Genomic DNA, 20477 nt, shown 5'->3' with positions numbered 1-20477 from the left:
AGATGTGTAGTTTTTATTTCTGAACTTTTTATGGATAAATCTCCTATTTCCAAACTGTTATATAAAAGGAAAATTCTCCTTTTTAAAATACAGAATACTCGAAACGAAAGACCTATTATAGCACATTGAACTTTCGTTTTATCATTCCACTTTTTCATGTTATTATTTATTTCCGAGCATATCGGGAAAAGTAAACTTAGTTAATTCAAAATAGGAGCGTTGGTACTATGCAGTGCATTGAAACAAACAACTTACAACAGTTGTTAGAACAAGTAAAACCATATACGAAAAAAGGAAAACTTGCTACTTATATCCCCGAACTAGGAAATGCAAATCCAGACGATTTAGGGATTGCCATTTTCCATAAAGAAACAGAATATATCCATGCAGGCAACTCACAAACACTATTTACTCTTCAAAGTATTTCCAAAGTAATTACACTTGCCCTTGCCCTTTTAGACCGTGGTGAAGAATATGTATTTTCTAAAGTTGGAATGGAACCAACGGGTGACCCATTTAATTCTATTATTAAGTTAGAAACGACAAGTCCGTCCAAACCCCTTAATCCAATGATAAATGCAGGAGCTTTAGCTATTACAAGCATGTTAGCAGGAAAAGATAACGAGGAAAAAATGGAACGTATTCTTCATTTTGTACGTGAAATAACAGATAATCCTACTATTAATTATTCCTCTAAAGTTGCCGATTCAGAACTAGAGACAGCTTACCTAAACCGTTCACTTTGTTATTATATGAAACAAAACGGAATTATCGATTGTGATATTGAAGAACTTATGGATTTATATACTCGTCAATGCGCAGTTGAAGTAAACTGCATCGATTTAGCACGTATCGGCTTAATTTTTGCAATGGATGGATATGATCCATATAAGAAAAAACAAATTATCCCTAAGCATATTACAAAAATTTGCAAAACATTTATGGTCACATGTGGTATGTATAACGAATCTGGTGAATTTGCAATTCGTGTTGGTATTCCTGCAAAAAGTGGTGTAGCCGGTGGTATTTTTGGCTGCGTAAAAGGAGACATGGGAATCGGTATTTTCGGACCAGCTTTAGATGCAAACGGAAATAGTATTGCCGGTTTTAAAATCCTTGAACTTCTTTCTGCTCAAGAAGGTTGGAGCATTTTTTAATCGCGAGTTATCCTGCTATACTAGCAGGATTTTTTATTTCGCCAAAACCTCACTTTTGTCAGTTATCAATCCTCTTACAAAAACAGTGCTGAAAGTTTCTCTATATCATGCATATTTGTTCCCCCCTCCTGAATAATATAGTACAACCTAGCGCTATATGTGGAGGTGTGAAAGATGAAACTAATATTTCAAATGGGAAAACAACCTGTTCTTGAAAAAACAATCCTTCTTTTTATACTGAGTATTGTAGAAAGCTTGAAGTTAAAAGTTGTTTCACTCGACGAAGCTCACCGATACATATTCAATTTAGAAGTACTTGAATTATTAATGGATCGGAACATCGATGATCAAGTACTTGAACTTATTCATTTCGGGATGGGACTTGAAGACATTTATCATGTGCTTCCTGAAGAACTTGAGCATACGATTGAGGAATTAAAGTGGCTTTGCATTCAAGTATTAAGTGAGTACAGTATGCATGAAGAATCCGAACAATTAATTGAAGATATACGGTAAAAAAGCACCTATGTAGGTGCTTTTAATGTTTTTTTAAACTATTTTTATACGCCTCAATATTTACTGGTAGCTCTTCCTCTTCCAAAGTATGTTCATTTACATCTTTATGAATGAACGCACCTTTAGGTGGTTGATGATCATGCCCTTTTTTCTTATGATCAAATGCTTTCCCGCGTCCCATACAAATCCCCCTTTCTTAAAAGAAATCCGTATTAGTATGGAGAAAAGTACGTCGATATATGCAATCTCTTGCTGTATTTCCAAGGAAATACTCGAACCTTGTTTTCTACTCTCCTTACAACAACTGATCGATCCCAATAAGAATTAATAACACTCCTGCGATAACTGTCGCCCATTTCCCTAAGTATTCTGCTAAAAATCGTTTTCCTACATACACAAAACCACTAATACAAATAAAACTAAACACCCCAGAAATAGTCGCTGTAAGCCAAAGATTTAAATTTGTTACCCCTGCATCAAATCCACCTGCAATATTATTAATAGACAACGCAACTCCTAAAACAATTGCTTCTGAGAAACTAATTGTTTTAGAACCATCAAAATCTGCTTTTTCCGGATCACGTAAAATTCCCATAAGTACATTATCATCTTTAGAACCTGCAGTATTTTTTTGGCCCAAGAAAGGCTGACATAAAATAAACACACCGATTATCCCTAAAACGATTGCTCCAATCAGATTTGCTGTAAACTCTGAAATAAATAACGCAATCCAGTTTCCAAAAAATCCAGCTAGTAAAGTAAATAAAAATCCAAAGAATGCGATGATAAAATTGTTAAACCACGAAATACGAATTTTACGAATGCCATATGCAATTCCAACACCTGCATTATCTAAATTAGAAGCGATCCCGATTAAAAAAATTGAAAATAAGCCTACCGTACTCATAAATAGTCACCCCTTTTTCTCACTTTTCAATGCATATTATGAAAATGTTGAGCAACTGTGCCTGTCTGTTTCATATACTTGTAATAAATGCTCAATATTTTTTCAACACTAAAAAAGGAGTGCCTACACTATGGCTAATGAAAACCCGAATGATCGGCTTGGCAAATTAATAAAAAAACTTTTAAAAGAACGCGCCTTATCTATGCGCCAACTAGGAATACTTACAAATATTGATCCTGCAACAGTCTCAAGAATTATTAATGGTAAACAACCACCAAAACAAAAACATCTACAAAAATTTGCAGAATGTCTTCAAGTTCCACCCCAATTGTTATTTGATGAAATGTACCCTGATTCTCCTCACATTAATAAAGAAAAAACAGATATGTACACATCTCTTGATACCATTCAGCAAACGCTGCAATCCTCTAACTTATTCGATTTCGATTACACTACAACTCGCGTAAAACAAGAACTCGAAAATTACGAACGCTATGCCCAGACAACAGAAGGCGAAAAACGTATTCATGACAGTTTCGCAAGCAAATTAGAGCAAATTGATAGTGCTGGTCCTTTTATTGAACAATTAACAGATATGTATCAACAATTTTGCAATGAAACCATTTCAAAAGAAGAACGTGCAGTTCTTGGAAGCGCATTACTGTATTTCATTTTATCGACAGATATTATTCCCGACTATCTCTTTCCAATTGGCTATTTAGATGATGCGATCGCCGTTGAATTAGCAAAAGAGAAATTACTTGAAATAAAACGAAAGACATAGCAAAATAAAGAACTATTTCAGTTGTTTATTTTCACCTCTGAAATAGTTCACTAAAAAATCGTACAAGTATACATACTCGTACGATTTTACTATACAAATCTATTTTTTCGTGTGGCACCATTCATATATAAATGCTGTTATTACTTTTGTAAATTCAATTAACTGTTCAATTTCAACTTTCTCATTTACAGAATGTGCTTCTTCTAATGTACCTGGTCCATATATAATCGCTGGATTATGAAACTCACTAAACCAACCGCCATCAGTTACCGTTGCAGACATATCTAAAATTGCATTTTTTGATAAAATAGACTCGTGTACTGAGCTAAGTTTTTTTACAGCTGCATGTTCCCTATCTACTTCTAATGAAGGGAAAATTTCACCACGATCTACAATCATTGATTCTCCGCCCCACTTAAATTGTGGCGGATTTTCACTTAACCATGGATCGGCAGCTGCTACCTTTCCAATATATTCTTCAATTTCTTTTATTATTTGTTCATGTGTTTCGTTCGGATAGAAGTGCACTGTTATCCATAACTGGCACTCATCCGCAATAAACGCCGCATGCCTTCCCCCCTCAATAACAGCTGGATTAATTGTTGTTGTTCCAGATGGATAGCCTTCATATGTTTTCATGACTGCCCAGTGACGCTCTAATTCTTGTAAGCTCTGCACAATTTTCATCATTTTTTCAATCGCACTCGCTCCAAATAAACGTCCTCCAGCATGGATCATTTGTCTGCGCGTTGCATCATGAAACGTTTGCGGACTTTTCACTGTAATCCATCCAGTAATGACACCACCTTGCCCTTGCATATGCAAATCACTCGTATCCACTACGACTGCAAAATCAGCATCGTAACCTCGCCTGCAGCATTGAAGTGTTCCTGCCTCTCCAACTTCTTCCCCTATTACTGATTGAAAGATTAAATCTCCAGGTAATTCAATACCAGCTTCTTGTAAAAGTTGAATGGCAAATAGCGCTCCAGCCAGCCCACCTTTCATATCTGCTGCGCCACGTCCAACTAACCAGCCATCTTTTATAAATGGATCAAATGGATCTGTTTCCCACGCCTCATCTGCTGACACTTCAGCTACATCCATATGCCCATTAATAATAAGACTTTTATATGAGTCACTTTTTATTCCTTTTTTTACCCCAACAACGTTCGGATCATTCGGATATACATCCCATTTATTAATACTAAAATTTCGTTTTCTTAAAAACTCTGCAACAAATTCTTGCGCTTCATTTGTATTTCTCGCTGGCGGTGCTGGTGTTTCAAAACGAATTAATGTTTTTGTAAGTTCTAACAATTCCTCTTTCCTTGAATCTATTTGTTTTAACAACTGCGAAATTTCTCGATTCATCGCTAATTCCCCTTTGCATACATAGTATGTTTCCAGCTTTATTTTCACAAAAAAAGAGACTGTTTACAATTTTACAGTCTCCTAATTGATCACTATTATAAACTCTCTACTTCCGTTGTATTTGTCTTTTCAATATGCTCTACATTACTTCCCTTATTTCTTGTAGCACGATAAAACAGTAAACAAACAATCATAAATGGAATACCACAATACAATGCCATTCTTTGTTCTGGAATAAAGGCCATGCCAACGATTACTGTTACATTTAATACTAACGCAAGCAGTGGTACGAATGGATACAGCGGTGTTTTAAATTTCAGGTCTTTGACATCCCCGCCCTGCTTTATGTATGACCTTCTAGCTAATAAGTTAGATAGAGCAATAGATGCCCAAACTAGTATCGCTCCAAATCCAGCGATAGAAAGCAGCCATAAATAAACTGTATCTTCCGCATAAATACCTGATAATAATGAGAGACAACCTACAATTGTGCTTACAATCAATGCATAAATAGGAACACCGTTTTTAGATAACTTACCAAAAATCGGACTAATCATTCCTTGATTAGACATAGACCATAGCATACGAGAAGTTGCATATAATCCTGAATTCGCAACGGATAGAACTGCTGTAATAATAACGAAATTTATAATATCAGCTGCATAAGGAATACCAATTTTATCAAATACAACTACAAATGGACTTTCTATTACTCCTGCTTGCTGCCAAGGGAATAGTCCAGCAAGAATAAAAATAGATAGTACAAAGAAAACAAGTATACGCCAAACTGTATTGTTAATTGCCTTCGGGATCGTTTTCTCTGGATTTTCACTCTCACCTGCTGCAATACCAACTAGTTCTGTTCCTTGGAAAGAAAAATTAACTGCAATCATCGTAATTAAAATGGCTGATAATCCATTCGGAAACAGTCCCCCGTAATCAGTAAAGCTAGAGAACATCGGTGCTGGTTCATTTCCTTTCATATCTAGAAAACCAAACATTGCCGCCCCGCCTAAAATAATAAATGCAATAATTGTAATTACTTTAATACTTGCAAACCAAAATTCCACTTCCGCAAAACTTCTTGAAGATAACGCATTAATAGCAAAGAGCAGTACCGCGAACACTACACACCAAATCCATGACGGTACATCAGGAAACCAACGTTTCATCAAAATACTAACTGCAATTAATTCAATACCTATCGTAGCAGACCAGTTTAACCACGACATCCATCCCACTACATAACCTGCTGCAGGGGAAATATGCTTTGTCGCATACGTTTGATAAGACCCTGCGTCAGGCATCGCAACAGCTAATTCTCCAAGACAGAGCATCGTTAAATACATTACAAATCCACCGACAAGATACGCTACAATTGCTCCTCCAGGTCCAGCCTCATGAATCGTATAACCTGACCCTAAAAAAAGTCCTGTACCAATAACTCCACCGAGTGCAATCATAAATATGTGCCTACTTTTCAATTCTCTTTTTAATCCTTGGTTTTGATCCATCATATAAATCCCCCCTTTTCACTTTGCCAACCCATTTAATGTAAGCGTTTTTAAAAGTATTCAGTGTAAAAATAATGATTTAAAAGAGCAAAAATACACGTCACTTACATTAATCACTGCCTGTTACTAAAAGGTCATCCCTTACTGTTATTAATAATTTTTGATCAGCAATAGCTTGTCCTTCTACTACTTCTAATGATTCAATATAACCACTGATCCCTATCTTAATTTCTACTTTCTGTTTATCTATTGTTTCAATTAATGCTAATTTCTCCCACTCGTATACGTAAGAACTTTCCGTCACAAATAACTTCTCTACTTTTCCATAACAAGGACTATACACACCTTCTATAACTGTCTTCACTTTATAAATTCCTCCCTCTTATTAATTGACACCAAAACGTTGTATATCCTGTAAAAAGTCATATTCTCCCCTCTAGAGATTTCGAATATTATTTATGCAAAATACGTACCAAGTCTCTAATTCATGTATTAAATGAGAGTTTCATACAAAAAAATGTGCACAACCGCAAAATTTTTCGATCATTTAAAAAGTTTTAAACGAAAAATAGCAAAAATTTTTTGCGATTTTATAAGAATTTTAATAAAATTATAAAAAGTCAGTCTTCATAGGGTAAAATGAGGAGAAGATGTTACATGCATACAGAAGAAATTAATTTCAAACAAATTATTGAAATGAATATGCTATATGAAACTTTACTCAATGAACTCGATATCGGGATTCATATTATTAATGAGGAAAGTAAAACGATTGTCTATAACCGCAAAATGATGGAAATTGAATCAATGGATCGCTTAGATGTATTATATAAAAGTCCTTTAGAAATATTTGCATTTGAAGAAAATAAAAATAGTACTCTTATAGAGGCATTAAAATTTGGAAAAACAAAGAAAAATATAAAACAAACGTATTTTAACAATAAAGGACAAGAAATTACAACGATTAACGATACTTTCCCTATAATAGAAAATGGAAAAATTAAAGGCGCTATTGAAATATCAAAAGAAATTAGTAACTTAAAACAAACGATAAAAATAAGTCCTTCTCGAAAACAAAGCACTAAATTTACCTTTGATCACATAATTGGTGATTCTGAAGCCATTCAATCAATCATTACAGAAGGAAAAAGAGTAATTCGTACATCTTCCTCCATACTTCTCGTAGGGGAAACAGGCACTGGTAAAGAACTATTTGCACAAAGCATCCATAATGAAAGTCAGCGTTCAACCAAACCCTTTATTTCACAAAACTGTGCCGCTATACCTGATACCTTAATGGAAAGCCTACTATTTGGCACAAATCGAGGTGCCTTTACAGGAGCAATAGATAAATCAGGCTTATTCGAAGAAGCGAACGGAGGAACTTTGTTATTAGATGAAATCAACTCATTAAGTCCAGCACTTCAAGCGAAGTTACTGCGAGCTATACAAGAAAAAACAATACGAAGAATCGGAGGCACACACGAAAAAGAAATTGACGTTCGTATTATAGCAACTATCAATGAAGATCCTTTCGAAGCCATCGCACATAATCGATTAAGAGAAGACTTATATTATCGATTAAGCGTCGTTACTTTATGTCTTCCGCCTTTACGTGAAAGAAAAGAAGATATTCCAGATCTTGTTCAGCACTTTATTGAAAAATATAATACTCAATTTGGGCTCAATGTAACCGATGTAGATGTAAATGTAAGAGAATTTTTCTATGCATACGATTGGCCTGGAAACGTACGGGAGTTGGAACATATAATTGAAGGTTCCATGAACTTGATAGAAGATGAAACCATCATTACAGCGTTTCATATGCCTACTCGCTTTCGTGAACGAATAAAAACAGAATTCAATATGCAACATGCACTAACTAATCACAATACTGATGCACCTAAAACTTTAAAACACACAATAGAAAAAATGGAAAAGAACTACATTAACCAAATTCTTAAAGAACATCATGGCAACATCTCACAAGCTGCAAAATTTTTAGGATTAAGTAGGCAAAACTTACAATATCGAATTAAAAAACTGCATTTACACATATGAAATAAACATGTCTCCAAGTGCAAAAAATAACTTGGAAAAATATGTTATAACAAAAATATAACATGCTAGAAAGGGCTATATATATGAGTAATGATAAAAAATTAAAGTTATTACACTACTTATACCTTCTCCCTGCTGTTCTATGTATAATGTTATTCATTAATGGTGATATGAGTAGCTTTCCTTATGCAAAGCTATTAGGAACAATTAGCGGCTCCTTTGCAGCTATTATGCTTGCTGCTTTTTGGAATTTGAAGCTACGTATAAAAAACGAGAAATCTTCGTAATACTAAAAAAATCGAGCTACTTAGCCCGATTTTTTTATTTGCCATTAAAACTCAACATTCTCTAAATACAACCCACTTGCCTCAGCAAGACAATTAATTTGATTGCGCTGCTTTTCCTCTAAAATGTTTGGAATTGCTTCAGCGTCTAATTGTCCTAATCCAACTTCAATTAATGCCCCGACAATTTTTCTTACCATATTATGAAGGAAGCCGTTACCACTTACTCTAATTTGTACAAACCCTGCCTCTTCCATCACATCAAGTGTATATACTTCTCGAACCATAGATTTTTTCTTTGATTTCGCATTTGAAAAAGCAGTAAAGTCATGTGAACCAACTAAATGTTTCGCAGCTGCTTTCATGCTTTTCACATTTAATTTTTTATTCACATGCATGCTGTATTTACGCATAAATGGATTTGTATGCTCTTCATTCCAAATTTTATACAGATATGTTTTTGCTTTAGAATTGTAACGAGCATGGAAACGATCATGTACTTCTTCCACATTCGTAATGCTAATATCATTAGGTAAATATTGATTTAAATATTTTTTCACTTTATGTTCCACTAACTTCTCATCACTTTGAAAGTTAGCAACTTGATTCAAAGCATGTACACCAGCGTCTGTTCTACTACAACCGATAATTTCAATTTCTTTTCCGACCATTTCAGATATGACACTTTCGATTTTTCCTTGAATTGTATTATCGTTATTACCGAGACGTTGCCATCCTTTAAAACGTGCGCCATCGTACTGAATTGTTAATTTATAATTATGCATAATATTCTCCTTCATAGAAAATATTCCCTCATACCATGAGGGAATATTAATAAACTTTACTTTCTAACAAGCTTCACTACATTTTCTACGTGAGCTGTATGCGGGAACATATCAACTGGTTGCACATACTCCACTTCATAGCTCTTCATTAATGCTTGTACATCACGTGCTAATGAAGAAGGATTACAAGACACGTACACAACTTGTTTCGGCTTCACTTTTAAAATTGTTTCCAGTAATTTATCATCGCAACCTGTACGTGGTGGGTCGACAACAATTACATCTGGACGCCATCCTTCTTTTACCCATTTCGGTAACCATTGTTCAGCTTTACCTGCTTCATATTTCGTATTTGTAAATCCGTGACGCTTTGCATTTTTTCTTGCATCTGCAATCGCTTCTGGAATTACATCCATACCACGTACTTCCGCTGCATCATTTGCAAGCCAAAGACCGATTGTACCAACGCCACAATACGCATCTACAATTTTCTCATCGCCTGTTAACGCAGCGGCTTTTTTTGCTTCATTATATAAAACAACGGTTTGCTCTGGATTCAACTGGAAGAACGCACGTGCTGATAATTCAAATGATAAATCACCAAGTGTTTCTTGAATTACTTCTTTTCCAGCTAATTTAAATGTTTTGTCGCCAAAAATAACAGATGTTTTACGCCAGTTTACATTTTGCATAATTGATTTAACCGCTGGCATCTGTTTTTGTACTTCTGCAATAAATTGTTCTTTATTTGGTAATTCTTCTTTTGTTGTAATAAGTGTAACTTGTACTTCACCTGTTTGAACTGCAGTACGTGTTACAATTGTGCGTACTAAACCTTTTTGTTTTTTCTCATTGTAAATAGAAACATTTAATTTTTCTAAAATACGTCTTACAACTTTTGTCGCTTCATTCGTTGCTTTATGTTGAATCATACAGTGAGCGATATCAATTAACTGATGTGAGTTTTGTTTATATAGCCCTGTAATAACCTTTTCGTCTTTACGCCCCACTTGTAATTGACTCTTATTACGATAATGCCATGGATTTTCCATGCCAAGCGTTGGACGAATTTTCTCTTCCATACTATTTTTCATGTACTTCTCAAATGCTTGTACAACGATATCACGCTTTTGATTCAATTGTTCTTTATAATCTAAATGTTGCAGCTGACAACCGCCACACTCCTCATATACTGGACACGGTGCTTTCACACGATGCGGTGAAGCTTTACGAACTTTTTTCACTTTCGCTTCAGCGAAGCCACGCTGAATTTTCGTTGTTTCTGCAACAACTTCTTCTCCTGGTAATGCCCCTGGAATGAAAACAACTTGTCTCTTAAAATAACCAACGCCTTCTCCGTTAATCCCAAGACGTTTAATTGTCACAGGAAACGTTTGACCAACTTCCAACTTACTCTCATGTTGCTTTTGTATCATTATTACACCTCTACTCTATACTTTTCCATAAATATAACGCTGCATAACTGCAGTATGGTTCACACTCTTGTTTCAATTTTTCTAAAAATGCATCATCAGGTTTATCATCTAATTGAAATATACCTTGCACTGCACGCTGAATCCCAATGTCCGCTTTCGGGAACATATTTTTCCGTCCAAGCCCAAACATTAAAAAGTTTTGCACTGTCCATGCACCAATTCCCCTAATTGGCAACAATTGTGCTGAAATGTCTTCTTCCGTCCCATTTTCTATACTCGCTAAATTTAATGTACCACTGACAATACTTCGACCTAATCCTACTATATATTCAGCCTTTCGCTGACTAAACTTCTGCTCTCTCAATTCTTCTATTGAAATATTTGCTACTATTTCCGGAGTGGGGAAAAAGAATACACCGTTCTTCTCTGTTCCATACCGTTTCACAAATTGTTCTGTTAACACAGTAGCAAATTTCAAATTTATTTGTTGGTGAATGATACAGCGAAGCAGACAAGCAAAATAATCAAATTCTAAAATAATTGGAGTATGAGCATATGTTTCAAATAGTGGACGTAATGATGTGTTTAAAAAATGATTTTGTATATCTTGAAACGGTTCATTCCAATGAAAAATGGCTCTCATTCGTTTCATGACTTTCTCTGGATCTCCTGTCTGACTAGAAATCCAAAACTGTGGATTTTGAACAGTACCAATCCCTTGTAAGCGAACAACAACCTGTTCCTCGTCTATACAAAGCGGGATATAAATAACTTTCTCATCTAATTGAATGACGTTAAGAGGATCAAAAGATAAACGTTTTAATACTTCTTCAAAATGATACGGATACTCTAACGTAACATGCTCGCTCCACATACGTTTCCCCATCCTTTTTACACATCATTATAGCATGAGAAAACCGTAAGCATACATGCTTACGGTTGATTGCCTTTTACTAAGTCATCTAGACTTTTAAAATGATACCCTTTCTCGCGCAAATCATCAATGATTTTTGCAAGTGCTTCTGCATTATCTTTTGATATTGCATGAAGTAATAAAATAGATCCTGGATGAATCATCGTCATAACATTATTATGCGCATATTGCCATCCTCTTTGCTGATCCACTTTCCAATCCAAAAATGCAAGTGACCAAAATACATTATAATAGCCCATTTCTTTCGTAAGAGCTAACGTTCTTTCACTAAATACACCGCGCGGAGGACGTACATATTTCACTTCTTTTTGCCCAGTTACTTTTTTAATTTCTTCCGTTACACTCGTTAATTCTTCACGAAGTTTCTCATCATTTACCGCTGTAAAATCAGGATGACTCCAAGAATGGTTTCCAATAATGTGTCCCTCATCCTTCATTCTTAACAATAAATCTTTTTGTGTTTTAATGTAATGTCCCGTTACAAAGAAAGTTGCTGGTACTTTTTTCTCTTTTAATACATCTAATATTTTCCCTGTGTATCCATTCTCATATCCATTATCAAATGTTAAATAAATATCTTTTTTCTTCGTATCTCCTAAATAAAACCCGCCATTTTTTTGTAGTAAATCTGTATATAACTTTCCTGCATCTGGTACTGTTTCATTTTTAGGACGCGGGATTCCCCAGTTATGTGGAGTATTTGTATAAGCCAGTGCTGAAACTGGAACAAGTGCCATCATAATTGAAAAAATGAGACCGATATATAACCATTTATATTTCATAAATAGTCTCCTTTCCATATATAATCGTACTTGTAGTTTCTGTTGCAACGCATTCTTTCATGCTGAACATGTTTTTCTATATATACCAAAAAAATGCATCTCGAATCATTCGAGATGCATTTTTTATTTACTTAAATACTGGCTCTTTAAAGCTAGCTAATTTTTCAAGTGATGTTTTATCAACATCTGCATGTAAGCTATTACCATGAGAGTCCATCGTTACAACTGCTTTAAACCCGTCGATACGTAAATGCCACATTGCTTCTGGAATACCAAATTGTAAGAAATCAACATCTTTCACTTCTTTAATACATTCAGCATAATATTGCGCTGCACCACCGATTGCGTTTAAATATACACCGCCATGTTCTTCTAAAGCCGCTAATGTTTTCGCACCCATACCGCCTTTTCCAATGACAGCGCGAATACCGAATTTCTTCATAATATCGCCTTGGTACGGTTCTTCACGAATACTTGTCGTTGGACCTGCCGCTTTAATTTGCCAATTGTCATTGTCATCTTTCACAACAACTGGACCACAGTGGTAAATAATTTGTCCATTTAAATCTACTGGACAATCATTATCCATTAAATGCTTATGGATTGCGTCACGACCTGTATACATCATGCCATTAATTGTTACAACATCACCAACGCGAAGTTCACGAATTTGCTCTTCTGTAATTGGTGCTTCTAATACAATCTCACGTTGCTCTGTTTTTTCTTGTACTTCATGCTGAAGTGTATCTTCCCCTTCTTGATATAGCCAATCCATAATGTCTCCTGTTTCAGGATGAATTTTCACACCAAGGCGACGATATGCCCAGCAATTATACGCAACAGATACATAGAAACTAGCTGGCAAACGATTATAGACGCCAATTTTACAACCAAGTAAAGTTGTTTCTCCGCCAAATCCCATCGTACCAATGCCAAGCTTGTTCGCATTTTCTAATACGTACTCTTCAAGATGTTGTAACTCTGGTACTGGATTGACATCATCTAATGTACGGAATAATTGATTTTTTGCTAATTCATAACCTGATGTGCGGTCTCCCCCGATACCAACACCAATTACACCAGCGCTACATCCTTGCCCTTGTGCTTGATATACTGCATGAAGAAGGCATTTACGAATCCCTTCTAAATCACGGCCAGCTCGTCCAAGTCCTTCTAGTTCACACGGTAAGCTATATTGAATATTTTTATTCTCACAGCCACCACCTTTTAGGATTAAACGTGCATCAATATAATCTTTTTCCCATTGTTCAAACTTAATCACCGGCGTACCTGGTCCTAAATTATTTCCACTATTATCTCCAAAAAGAGAATCAACAGAATTGGGACGAAGTTTACCATCTTTTGTCGCCCGCTCAAGCGCATTATAGATAGCTTCCTTCAACTTTAATTGATTCACACCAACTGGTGTATAAATTTTAAACGTTGGCATCCCTGTATCTTGGCAAATCGGCGAGATGTTATCATCAGCCATTTTAATATTATTTGTAATTGTGCCAAGTGCCATCGCAGAACGAGTCCCTGCATTTTCTCGCTCTTTCGCTTGTTGAATCGCACGACGAACATCTTTCGGTAAGTTCGTTGACGTTTCAACAATTAGTTGATACATGCTTTCTTGAAGCTTTTCCATTGTTACTTCCCCCTCAATTGTGAACGCTACCAAAACGTTATGAGCTGAAAATTCAATTGTTATGCTCTTTAGCTATTTATTTCACGCTATTAGAGCATAAATGAAATTTTTCACAACTTGATTATACCTCTTTTTCTATCGTCCTTCTATTACCCGAACAGAAAAAGGCTACCAAATTGGAATTGGTAGCCTTTTTAATATATTATTCGTCTTTTTTAAATTGCTCACATTTTAATTCTAATTCATCTAACATTGCAAGAAGACGATCTACATCTTCTAATTCTACTTCTTCGGGTTCAATTGTATCAATTACTTCAATGAACATATTTAAACGTTCTTTTAAATATACTAATTGTGTATCTTTATCTTGAATTGCTTTTCCCATGAAGGCACTCTCCTTTTAATTCGAGTTGCTTTTATTATACCGCAAAAACGATTGCTATGGGCATGAAATTTCATCAATTTTGTCACAGTCATCCACTATAATGTAAGCCCTCTCTCTTTTCATGCTAAAAAGTTTCACTTTATAAAAAGCACATATTCTTCTATTATAGAGAATGGACAAATTGTTATTTCAATAGTCAAAGGAGTATTTCATATGACGATATCACAAAAAATGAAGCCGATTACTCCTTCTTACGATCCATGGGAAGCGTATATGGACCTTGAAGAGTACGGCAAACTACTATTAACAAATGTTGAATTTACAACGACGACGTTATGCAATATGCGCTGTGAGCATTGCGCTGTTGGTTACACGTTACAGCCGAAAGACCCAAATCCGCTTCCGATGGATCTTTTATTAAAACGATTAGATGAGATTCCTCATTTACGTTCTTTAAGTATTACTGGCGGAGAACCTATGCTTTCAAAAAAATCCGTCGACAACTATGTAACACCACTCTTAAAATATGCCCATGAACGAGGCGTTCGCACTCAAATCAACTCTAACTTAACTATAGATTTAGCACGTTACGAACAGATTATTCCTTATTTAGACGTATTGCATATCTCTCATAACTGGGGAACAATTGATGACTTCGTTGAAGGCGGATTTGCAATGATGGAGCGTAAGCCTACTTACGAACAACGTGCAAAATTATTCGAAAGAATGATTACAAATAGTAAGGCTCTATCAGATGCAGGTGTACTTGTATCTGCCGAAACAATGTTAAACAAAAGAACTCTACCACATATTGAACATATTCACCGCCAAATCGTCGAAGAGATGGGCTGTAAACGTCATGAAGTTCATCCAATGTATCCAAGTGACTTCGCGAGTAATCTAGAGATTTTAACAAAAGCTGAAATTCGTGATGCGATTGAGCATTTACTAGAAATTCGCGATGAAAATGTATGGATGTTATTTGGAACTTTACCTTTCTATGCTTGTAGCGATGACGAGCGAGACATTGCCACATTTAAAAAGTTACAAGAGAGCAAAAATGTAACTGTTCGTAACGATCCAGATGGTCGTTCACGCTTAAATGTAAATATTTTTGATGGCAATATTATCGTTACTGATTTTGGTGATGTTCCACTTCTAGGAAACATACAAACAAACACATTACAAGAAGCGTATGAAAAATGGAGCGCTTCAAAAACTGCAAAATCATTAAGCTGTCACTGTCCTGCAGTAAAATGTCTTGGACCAAATGTTCTTGTAAAAAACAGCTACTATCCGACAGAAGATTTCTTATCAAAAACAGCAAACATTACATTATAAAAAAACGTCAGCTTATAAGCTGACGTTTTTTCATGTTATTGCGAGTGGGAGGAAGAAATGAATTTAAAATACAAATGATCATGAATTGGAATAGCAGCTCCAATTCCTTGAGAAGTAATATTTTTCACAACAAGTCTTTTTTGATTTCCCTTTAATACAAGATACACTTCTCCAAATGTTACTTTTCCTTTTTCATTTACTGCTGGTGTATAAGCGTATAAATATCCGAGTTGACTCGGACTAATATTATACACACGCTCATGTCCAGTACCATAACCAATGGTCGTTTTAAACGAAAGGGGTAATTGTACTTTTTCAAGTGCTTTGAGAAGCATCATTTTTTTCACATCTGCAGCATCTTTCATATCTGCTGTTAAATCGCCTTCAACCGTCTTTTGTGTTTCTTGCTTATAGCGAAGTGGATATAAACGGTCTCCTCCGCGATTATCATACACATTTCGATTCACTTGTTTATATTCCCAATTAATCGATGTGTCTACTGATTCATAATGTAAAGCCCATTGACCCAAATAAATTTTTGCCCGATACCCTACTGCAAGCGGCGCATTTGAAATTGTCGTTTCATTAAACATCCGAATTAAGTCTGGATTTTCAATTTTAATATTAGCCGTTTTCAATAGCTCTTGAGCAAATTTACTTGGTTGTAAACGTGGCAAATCTTGCGCATCATTTGGAAATGTATTGTCTTTTGAAATATTTAAAACAGATGAAGGCATTTTTGTTCCTACTGTTGTCTTTGCAAAACTCATGTTAGGAAATAATAAAATAAACGAGACCATAGTTGAAAGACATATGCTGTATACTCGTTTCACCTGTCTGGCTCCTTCCTATGTAGGTATATATACTACTTCGTTTATTGTTTTCTCTGAGCGCAATTGTTATGCCTATTTTTCATAATAAATAAAAACCAATTCCCATAATGACATACGCCGCTAGTAAAGTGCCACCTTCAAACCAGTTTGTATCTCCATCATTGGAAATCGCAATCGTTAAGAAAACGGCTGTAATCATAGACACAAGTTCTGGTATGGTAAATACTAAAGGCATCCTTTGCGCGAAGAACATAGATAGCAATACTAATACAGGAGCAACAAACATGGCGATTTGTAATGTAGAGCCTATTGCAATTTCGACTGCAATATTTACTTTATTTTTATAAGCCATAATAATTGCAGACGCATGTTCCGCTGCATTCCCAACAATTGCAACGATAATAACCCCTATAAATAACTCTGACCAACCAAATGACTTTGCAACAGTTTCAAAAGTATGTACGAGTGCCTCTGACACATAAGCTACTGCCAGTGTTGCTATCGCTAAAATAAGGAGCGCCTTCCCTTTTGACCACTCTGGCTCTTCTTCATGCGCTACTTCGTCACTTTTATGTTGATATACACCACGGTGCGTAACTAACTTAAATAGTAATGCAGCAAGGTACATGATGATCATAATAATAGAAACACCTATACTTAATTGATACGTCTTGCCAGCGTCCATCTTCATTGAAAAGATCTCTGGAATAACAAAGGCCACAACAACAGCAAATATTAATAAAGCTGAATTATGCCTTGCATCATATACATTAAAACTTTGTCTTTTGTATTTAAGACCTCCAACAAAGAAAGATAACCCTCCTACCAATAATAAATTTCCAAGTACAGAACCGGTTAAAGAAGCTAACACCACTTCAATTAACCCTGCTTGAAGTGCAAAAATTGAAATGATAAGTTCAACAGCATTACCGAAAGTAGCATTTAATAATCCGCCTATTCTAGGACCAGAAACAATTGCTAGACTCTCTGTTGCTCTCCCCATAAAACCAGCTAATGCGATAATCGTAATACAATACACAGCGAACATAATTGTTTCTGGCCAATGAAGTGTTTTTCCAAGTACAGATAGTGGTACACCTATAAGCGCTACTATAAGAAATATTTTATTAAACATGCTTTTCATCCTTCCATCGTATGTATTTCTCCTCAATATTATTATTATTCTTCTCCTAACTTGTCCGATTTCATCACAATTACGTTTAAAAAATCGGATTGAAGAAAACAGTATGAAAGATATTTAAATTATCTTGTTTAAACAGACAGAATTATAAATTGTGAAAAGGGGTTAAAATTATGCACTTAAAAGAAAAAATCGCAACTATTATTCAAGGTCAACGTACTGGTGTATTATCTACAGTACGAAATGAGAAACCTCATAGCGCCTTTATGATGTTTTTCCATGAAGATTTTGTACTATATGTTGCAACAGATCGACAATCAAAAAAGATAACAGATATTGAACAAAATCCTAATGTCCATGTACTACTCGGACGAGAAGGAAAAAAATTAGATGAAGATTATATTGAAGTTGAAGGGTTAGCTTCAATCGAGGAAGACTCAACATTAAAAAACAAGTTTTGGAATAATAGCTTAAAACGTTGGTTACTCGGTCCTGAAGACCCTAATTACGTATTGATCAAAATCAATCCCGACACAATTTATTACATTGATGGTGCGGGTACGACGGAGCCTGAGTTTTTACGACTATAAAATAAAACAAGCCCCCCTTAGGTGGGCTTGTTTTGTCGAAAAGTTCTTTTAAAAAAAATAATAAAATAGGTGGAACTTTCCAAAGATTCTGTTATATAATAGCAGTAACTTAAATAAACTGTATTAAAACAGATTGAGAGGAGAAATAAAATTGATGAAGAGAGAAGAACGCAAAAATATGATTGAGTTTATTGAAAAGAAAAAAGGGATTGAGCGTGACGAATTATTGTTTATGACAGACGATGAAGTAGAACATATTTATAATGTAACGTACTTTTTATATGAGGAAATTGCAGAGTAGTATAATAATCCCCACCTTATTAAAAATATAAGGTGGGGATTATTTCGTTATTTAGCCCACTATTTACAGGCAGTAAAACTCCCACCTTAAAATTCAGGTGGAGCAAGAAGTTAAGTTGAAGTCGCGCTTTCTATAAAGCTCAATTGCTTCAACTTTATACATGAGAATCATTTTCATGTATAATACTGTAAGATTGGAGGAATTTTACTATGAGTTCGTGGCTCTTATTTGCACTATTATCAGCAATTGCTGCTGCCCTTGTATCTATTTTTGGAAAGTTTGGTTTAGACGGCATCGATGCAAACGTTGCAACAACAATTCGATCTATTATTATGGCATTATTTATGATAGGCGTTATTATCATACAAGGTAAATTTCAAAATATCGGCGACGTACTGCTAAATAAAAAAGCACTGCTATTTATCACATTAAGTGGGGTTGCAGGTGCTTCGTCATGGCTATTTTATTTTCTTGCCCTCAAAACAGGAAAGGTTTCACAAGTAGCTCCTGTCGATAAATTAAGCGTCGTATTTTCTATCATTCTCGCTATGATTATCCTCGGTGAAAAGTTAAACTTTATGACCGGTGTTGGTGTAGTCTTTATTACAGCTGGTGTATTATTTATTGCTTTCAGCTAAAAAAACCGCTATTAGCGGTTTTTCTTTTTCTTTATGTACAACCATACAACACATGTAACAACTGCTGAAATTAATAAAATCCATATTCCATAATGATGTAAACTATACTCAACGAAGCGCCACTTCTCGCCTAACTTCCAGCCAAGCCCAATAAAAACACTTATCCAAATGAGCGCACCACCGTAAGCGTACAAACAAAAACGCCAAAGTGTCAAATTTGATACCCCAGCAAAATATGCCGTTAAATGACGTACTCCCGGTATAAAATAACCAATCATTAAAAGAAATGGCCCATATTTTTCAAATAAAATATGTGTTTTTTCAATGTGATGTTCTTTAATTCTAATTTTCGGCCCATATTTCTTTAAAACAGGGAGCCCAAGTTTTAAACCTAATATGTAGCTTAACGTGATCCCTAACATCGCACCAGCCATCCCACTTAAAAAAGCAGCAGTTCCTGACATAACTCCTTTTGAAACATTATAACCAACAAAGGTCAATAAAAACTCGTCTGGTATCGGTAATCCGACAATACCACCAGCCAAAGCTATAACAATTCCAAAATAGCCATAATGCGCGATTAACTCGCCAATATGTTGTTCCATTCGGAAGACACATCCTATGCACGATCGTTATTCCACATTGTACCCTTTCTATCTTTAAGGCAAACATGGTATACATATTCACTATACATTGTTTTTATAATGAACTCTACTTCTATTCTTTCCTTTAACAGAGATAAAGTGAAACTTTAATCAGTGGGAGTTTTGTTCATCCTCTACTAATTATTAACCTATGCCAATCTTGCTTCTACAGACATCCCGACTCCCACATAACTTACTTACATTCAACAATTTTGAGATTAGATTCTTACTGCCCGCAAATAACCCGATAAAAAATAAAAATTCATATGCGTGTTTTTTTGTTACAATAAAGGAAAGTTACTTTTCGCAACGGTTTAACTCTCAAGAAAAATGATATATCTAGCAAAAACATAGTTTGGTCTATATAATGCAACTTCTACCTATTAAAAGAACATACACCCTTTTACATACGACATCATTTT

At 35.2% G+C, this 20477-nt stretch carries 23 protein-coding genes and 1 pseudogene; 9 read left to right on the top strand and 15 right to left on the bottom strand.

The window, feature by feature from the left end:
• Positions 1 to 43: 43 nt before the first annotated feature.
• Positions 44 to 158: pseudogene (locus ES895_RS30125) on the bottom strand (transcriptional regulator).
• A 69-nt stretch (positions 159 to 227) separates the two neighbouring features.
• On the opposite strand from ES895_RS30125, the gene glsA reads away from it, so the two are divergent.
• Entirely contained in the window at positions 228 to 1157 is a 930-nt protein-coding gene (gene glsA, locus ES895_RS19415) for a glutaminase A (RefSeq protein ID WP_001149850.1), read from the top strand.
• Between the two features lie 174 nt (positions 1158 to 1331).
• Positions 1332 to 1673: a DUF3969 family protein gene (locus ES895_RS19410; protein ID WP_000766604.1), complete on the top strand. Its 342-nt coding sequence runs from the start codon at positions 1332 to 1334 to the stop codon at positions 1671 to 1673.
• 22 nt (positions 1674 to 1695) lie between these two features.
• Here ES895_RS19410 and ES895_RS29350 read toward each other — a convergent pair whose 3' ends face one another.
• Positions 1696 to 1854, bottom strand: coding sequence for a hypothetical protein (locus tag ES895_RS29350; RefSeq protein ID WP_000532409.1), 159 nt, complete (start codon positions 1852 to 1854; stop codon positions 1696 to 1698).
• Between the two features lie 114 nt (positions 1855 to 1968).
• Complete coding sequence (gene ytaF / locus ES895_RS19405) at positions 1969 to 2580, bottom strand: sporulation membrane protein YtaF (protein WP_135238571.1); 612 nt, start codon at positions 2578 to 2580, stop codon at positions 1969 to 1971.
• 130 nt (positions 2581 to 2710) lie between these two features.
• Here ytaF and ES895_RS19400 point away from each other — a divergent pair, with 130 nt between their 5' ends.
• A complete protein-coding gene (locus tag ES895_RS19400) occupies positions 2711 to 3364 on the top strand; it encodes a DUF1232 domain-containing protein (RefSeq protein ID WP_001262772.1) in 654 nt (217 codons plus the stop codon).
• 99 nt (positions 3365 to 3463) lie between these two features.
• On the opposite strand, the gene ES895_RS19395 is transcribed toward ES895_RS19400, so the two are convergent.
• From ES895_RS19395 to ES895_RS19385, 3 genes are all read right to left on the bottom strand, one after another.
• Complete coding sequence (locus ES895_RS19395) at positions 3464 to 4738, bottom strand: acetylornithine deacetylase (RefSeq protein WP_135238570.1); 1275 nt, start codon at positions 4736 to 4738, stop codon at positions 3464 to 3466.
• A gap of 95 nt (positions 4739 to 4833) precedes the next feature.
• A complete protein-coding gene (locus tag ES895_RS19390) occupies positions 4834 to 6255 on the bottom strand; it encodes an amino acid permease (RefSeq protein ID WP_000969250.1) in 1422 nt (473 codons plus the stop codon).
• Positions 6256 to 6361: 106 nt separating this feature from the next.
• Complete coding sequence (locus ES895_RS19385; RefSeq protein ID WP_000859489.1) at positions 6362 to 6616, bottom strand: biotin/lipoyl attachment domain-containing protein; 255 nt, start codon at positions 6614 to 6616, stop codon at positions 6362 to 6364.
• A 293-nt stretch (positions 6617 to 6909) separates the two neighbouring features.
• Between ES895_RS19385 and ES895_RS19380 the strand changes: the two genes are divergently transcribed.
• The gene (locus ES895_RS19380) at positions 6910 to 8313 is read left to right on the top strand and encodes a sigma-54 interaction domain-containing protein (protein WP_000556689.1); all 1404 of its coding nucleotides are present in this window, start codon (positions 6910 to 6912) and stop codon (positions 8311 to 8313) included.
• 83 nt (positions 8314 to 8396) lie between these two features.
• Positions 8397 to 8600, top strand: a complete 204-nt coding sequence (locus ES895_RS19375; protein ID WP_000063854.1) for a hypothetical protein — start codon at positions 8397 to 8399, stop codon at positions 8598 to 8600.
• A 44-nt stretch (positions 8601 to 8644) separates the two neighbouring features.
• Here the strand turns inward: ES895_RS19375 and truA are convergent, their stop codons facing one another.
• From truA to ES895_RS19345, 6 genes are all read right to left on the bottom strand, one after another.
• Complete coding sequence (gene truA, locus ES895_RS19370) at positions 8645 to 9382, bottom strand: tRNA pseudouridine(38-40) synthase TruA (protein WP_000553118.1); 738 nt, start codon at positions 9380 to 9382, stop codon at positions 8645 to 8647.
• A 56-nt stretch (positions 9383 to 9438) separates the two neighbouring features.
• Positions 9439 to 10818: a 23S rRNA (uracil(1939)-C(5))-methyltransferase RlmD gene (rlmD, locus tag ES895_RS19365; protein WP_000615200.1), complete on the bottom strand. Its 1380-nt coding sequence runs from the start codon at positions 10816 to 10818 to the stop codon at positions 9439 to 9441.
• A gap of 10 nt (positions 10819 to 10828) precedes the next feature.
• On the bottom strand, positions 10829 to 11692 hold the full coding sequence (locus ES895_RS19360; RefSeq protein ID WP_000269418.1) for a DNA-3-methyladenine glycosylase family protein: 864 nt from the start codon (positions 11690 to 11692) through the stop codon (positions 10829 to 10831).
• A 59-nt stretch (positions 11693 to 11751) separates the two neighbouring features.
• Positions 11752 to 12534: a delta-lactam-biosynthetic de-N-acetylase gene (gene pdaA, locus ES895_RS19355; RefSeq protein ID WP_000875956.1), complete on the bottom strand. Its 783-nt coding sequence runs from the start codon at positions 12532 to 12534 to the stop codon at positions 11752 to 11754.
• Between the two features lie 127 nt (positions 12535 to 12661).
• Entirely contained in the window at positions 12662 to 14182 is a 1521-nt protein-coding gene (fumA, locus tag ES895_RS19350) for a class I fumarate hydratase (RefSeq protein ID WP_000413520.1), read from the bottom strand.
• A gap of 202 nt (positions 14183 to 14384) precedes the next feature.
• A complete protein-coding gene (locus ES895_RS19345; protein WP_000513558.1) occupies positions 14385 to 14567 on the bottom strand; it encodes an SE1561 family protein in 183 nt (60 codons plus the stop codon).
• A 213-nt stretch (positions 14568 to 14780) separates the two neighbouring features.
• Here ES895_RS19345 and yfkAB point away from each other — a divergent pair, with 213 nt between their 5' ends.
• Positions 14781 to 15908 carry a radical SAM/CxCxxxxC motif protein YfkAB gene (gene yfkAB / locus ES895_RS19340; protein ID WP_000156023.1) on the top strand — a complete coding sequence of 376 codons (1128 nt, stop codon included), beginning with the start codon at positions 14781 to 14783 and terminating at the stop codon, positions 15906 to 15908.
• Positions 15909 to 15943: 35 nt separating this feature from the next.
• On the opposite strand, the gene ES895_RS19335 is transcribed toward yfkAB, so the two are convergent.
• Together ES895_RS19335 and cax are read right to left on the bottom strand one after the other, a co-directional pair.
• Positions 15944 to 16741: a YfkD famly protein gene (locus ES895_RS19335; protein WP_002102695.1), complete on the bottom strand. Its 798-nt coding sequence runs from the start codon at positions 16739 to 16741 to the stop codon at positions 15944 to 15946.
• Positions 16742 to 16820: 79 nt separating this feature from the next.
• A complete protein-coding gene (gene cax, locus ES895_RS19330) occupies positions 16821 to 17876 on the bottom strand; it encodes a calcium/proton exchanger (protein WP_000482133.1) in 1056 nt (351 codons plus the stop codon).
• Between the two features lie 179 nt (positions 17877 to 18055).
• Between cax and ES895_RS19325 the strand changes: the two genes are divergently transcribed.
• The 3 genes from ES895_RS19325 (at position 18056) to ES895_RS19315 (ending at position 19411) form a co-directional block, all read left to right on the top strand.
• Positions 18056 to 18472 carry a pyridoxamine 5'-phosphate oxidase family protein gene (locus ES895_RS19325; protein WP_000550220.1) on the top strand — a complete coding sequence of 139 codons (417 nt, stop codon included), beginning with the start codon at positions 18056 to 18058 and terminating at the stop codon, positions 18470 to 18472.
• Between the two features lie 154 nt (positions 18473 to 18626).
• The gene (locus tag ES895_RS19320) at positions 18627 to 18773 is read left to right on the top strand and encodes a BH0509 family protein (RefSeq protein WP_000817786.1); all 147 of its coding nucleotides are present in this window, start codon (positions 18627 to 18629) and stop codon (positions 18771 to 18773) included.
• A gap of 209 nt (positions 18774 to 18982) precedes the next feature.
• A complete protein-coding gene (locus tag ES895_RS19315) occupies positions 18983 to 19411 on the top strand; it encodes an EamA family transporter (protein ID WP_000100296.1) in 429 nt (142 codons plus the stop codon).
• Between the two features lie 11 nt (positions 19412 to 19422).
• On the opposite strand, the gene ES895_RS19310 is transcribed toward ES895_RS19315, so the two are convergent.
• The gene (locus tag ES895_RS19310; protein WP_000434878.1) at positions 19423 to 20016 is read right to left on the bottom strand and encodes a DedA family protein; all 594 of its coding nucleotides are present in this window, start codon (positions 20014 to 20016) and stop codon (positions 19423 to 19425) included.
• Positions 20017 to 20477 lie beyond the last annotated feature (461 nt).

It is taken from the genome of Bacillus sp. 007/AIA-02/001 (assembly GCF_004634455.1).
In the GTDB taxonomy this organism is placed as follows: domain Bacteria; phylum Bacillota; class Bacilli; order Bacillales; family Bacillaceae_G; genus Bacillus_A; species Bacillus_A cereus.
This window is presented reverse-complemented; position numbering and strand designations above follow the sequence as displayed.

What these genes read in the sequence shown, in the direction of transcription:
- glsA (WP_001149850.1), top strand. Translation starts at nt 228, where the DNA reads ATGCAGTGCATTGAAACAAACAACTTACAACAGTTGTTAGAACAAGTA.
- ES895_RS19410 (WP_000766604.1), top strand. Translation starts at nt 1,332, where the DNA reads ATGAAACTAATATTTCAAATGGGAAAACAACCTGTTCTTGAAAAAACA.
- ES895_RS29350 (WP_000532409.1), bottom strand. Translation starts at nt 1,854, where the DNA reads ATGGGACGCGGGAAAGCATTTGATCATAAGAAAAAAGGGCATGATCAT.
- ytaF (WP_135238571.1), bottom strand. Translation starts at nt 2,580, where the DNA reads ATGAGTACGGTAGGCTTATTTTCAATTTTTTTAATCGGGATCGCTTCT.
- ES895_RS19400 (WP_001262772.1), top strand. Translation starts at nt 2,711, where the DNA reads ATGGCTAATGAAAACCCGAATGATCGGCTTGGCAAATTAATAAAAAAA.
- ES895_RS19395 (WP_135238570.1), bottom strand. Translation starts at nt 4,738, where the DNA reads ATGAATCGAGAAATTTCGCAGTTGTTAAAACAAATAGATTCAAGGAAA.
- ES895_RS19390 (WP_000969250.1), bottom strand. Translation starts at nt 6,255, where the DNA reads ATGATGGATCAAAACCAAGGATTAAAAAGAGAATTGAAAAGTAGGCAC.
- ES895_RS19380 (WP_000556689.1), top strand. Translation starts at nt 6,910, where the DNA reads ATGCATACAGAAGAAATTAATTTCAAACAAATTATTGAAATGAATATG.
- ES895_RS19375 (WP_000063854.1), top strand. Translation starts at nt 8,397, where the DNA reads ATGAGTAATGATAAAAAATTAAAGTTATTACACTACTTATACCTTCTC.
- truA (WP_000553118.1), bottom strand. Translation starts at nt 9,382, where the DNA reads ATGCATAATTATAAATTAACAATTCAGTACGATGGCGCACGTTTTAAA.
- rlmD (WP_000615200.1), bottom strand. Translation starts at nt 10,818, where the DNA reads ATGATACAAAAGCAACATGAGAGTAAGTTGGAAGTTGGTCAAACGTTT.
- ES895_RS19360 (WP_000269418.1), bottom strand. Translation starts at nt 11,692, where the DNA reads ATGTGGAGCGAGCATGTTACGTTAGAGTATCCGTATCATTTTGAAGAA.
- pdaA (WP_000875956.1), bottom strand. Translation starts at nt 12,534, where the DNA reads ATGAAATATAAATGGTTATATATCGGTCTCATTTTTTCAATTATGATG.
- fumA (WP_000413520.1), bottom strand. Translation starts at nt 14,182, where the DNA reads ATGGAAAAGCTTCAAGAAAGCATGTATCAACTAATTGTTGAAACGTCA.
- ES895_RS19345 (WP_000513558.1), bottom strand. Translation starts at nt 14,567, where the DNA reads ATGGGAAAAGCAATTCAAGATAAAGATACACAATTAGTATATTTAAAA.
- yfkAB (WP_000156023.1), top strand. Translation starts at nt 14,781, where the DNA reads ATGACGATATCACAAAAAATGAAGCCGATTACTCCTTCTTACGATCCA.
- cax (WP_000482133.1), bottom strand. Translation starts at nt 17,876, where the DNA reads ATGTTTAATAAAATATTTCTTATAGTAGCGCTTATAGGTGTACCACTA.
- ES895_RS19325 (WP_000550220.1), top strand. Translation starts at nt 18,056, where the DNA reads ATGCACTTAAAAGAAAAAATCGCAACTATTATTCAAGGTCAACGTACT.
- ES895_RS19320 (WP_000817786.1), top strand. Translation starts at nt 18,627, where the DNA reads ATGAAGAGAGAAGAACGCAAAAATATGATTGAGTTTATTGAAAAGAAA.
- ES895_RS19315 (WP_000100296.1), top strand. Translation starts at nt 18,983, where the DNA reads ATGAGTTCGTGGCTCTTATTTGCACTATTATCAGCAATTGCTGCTGCC.
- ES895_RS19310 (WP_000434878.1), bottom strand. Translation starts at nt 20,016, where the DNA reads ATGGAACAACATATTGGCGAGTTAATCGCGCATTATGGCTATTTTGGA.